General features: G+C 49.8%; 1 rRNA gene (cut by a window edge). It reads right to left on the reverse strand.

From position 1 onward, the window contains the following. Positions 1–1,493: ribosomal RNA gene (locus HNR03_RS31670) — 23S ribosomal RNA — on the reverse strand; it reaches 1,460 nt to the left of the window's first position. Between the last annotated feature and the right edge of the window lie 124 nt (positions 1,494–1,617).

A 1,617-nucleotide genomic window follows, 5' to 3' on the forward strand; every position in this document is an offset into this window, starting at 1 on the left:
AATCCCGGATTTACCTAAGATTCCAGCCTACCACCTTAAACTTGGACAACCAACGCCAAGCTGGCCTAGCCTTCTCCGTCCCTCCATCGCAATAACCAGAAGTACAGGAATATTAACCTGTTTTCCATCGACTACGCTTTTCAGCCTCGCCTTAGGGACCGACTAACCCTGCGTCGATTAACGTTGCGCAGGAAACCTTGGTCTTTCGGCGTGGGTGTTTTTCACACCCATTGTCGTTACTCATGTCAGCATTCGCACTTCTGATACCTCCAGCAAGCTTCTCAACTCACCTTCACAGGCTTACAGAACGCTCCTCTACCGCATCACCTAAGTGATACCCGTAGCTTCGGTGTATGGTTTGAGCCCCGTTACATCTTCCGCGCAGGCCGACTCGACTAGTGAGCTATTACGCTTTCTTTAAAGGGTGGCTGCTTCTAAGCCAACCTCCTAGCTGTCTAAGCCTTCCCACATCGTTTCCCACTTAACCATAACTTTGGGACCTTAGCTGACGGTCTGGGTTGTTTCCCTTTTCACGACGGACGTTAGCACCCGCCGTGTGTCTCCCATGCTCGGCACTTGTAGGTATTCGGAGTTTGCATCGGTTTGGTAAGTCGGGATGACCCCCTAGCCGAAACAGTGCTCTACCCCCTACAGTGATACATGAGGCGCTACCTAAATAGCTTTCGAGGAGAACCAGCTATCTCCGAGCTTGATTAGCCTTTCACTCCGATCCACAGGTCATCCGCTAACTTTTCAACGGTAGTCGGTTCGGTCCTCCAGTTAGTGTTACCCAACCTTCAACCTGCCCATGGATAGATCGCCCGGTTTCGGGTCTATTCCCAGCGACTAGACGCCCTATTAAGACTCGCTTTCGCTACGCCTCCCCTATTCGGTTAAGCTCGCCACTGAAAATAAGTCGCTGACCCATTATACAAAAGGTACGCAGTCACCCAACAAAGTGGGCTCCCACTGCTTGTACGCATACGGTTTCAGGATCTATTTCACTCCCCTCTCCGGGGTTCTTTTCGCCTTTCCCTCACGGTACTAGTTCACTATCGGTCAGTCAGTAGTATTTAGCCTTGGAGGATGGTCCCCCCATATTCAGACAAAGTTTCTCGTGCTCCGTCCTACTCGATTTCATGACTAAGAGATTTTCGCGTACAGGGCTATCACCCACTATGGCCGCACTTTCCAGAGCGTTCCGCTAATCTCAAAGCCACTTAAGGGCTAGTCCCCGTTCGCTCGCCACTACTAAGGGAATCTCGGTTGATTTCTTTTCCTCAGGGTACTTAGATGTTTCAGTTCCCCTGGTTCGCTTCTTAAGCCTATGTATTCAGCTTAAGATACCTAACTTATGTTAGGTGGGTTCCCCCATTCAGACATCTCCGGATCAAAGTCTGTTTGCCGACTCCCCGAAGCTTTTCGCAGGCTACCACGTCTTTCATCGCCTCTGACTGCCAAGGCATCCACCGTATGCGCTTCTTCACTTGACCATATAACCCCAAGCAATCTGGTTATACTGTGAAGACGACATTCGCCGAAAATTCGATAATACTCAATTAAGAGCAACTCACAAATTTTACCTTAGCCTGATCCGTTACCAGTGAAAGTAACGTC

It is taken from the genome of Pseudomonas sp. JAI111 (genome assembly GCF_024809425.1).
Taxonomy (GTDB): Bacteria; Pseudomonadota; Gammaproteobacteria; order Pseudomonadales; family Pseudomonadaceae; genus Aquipseudomonas.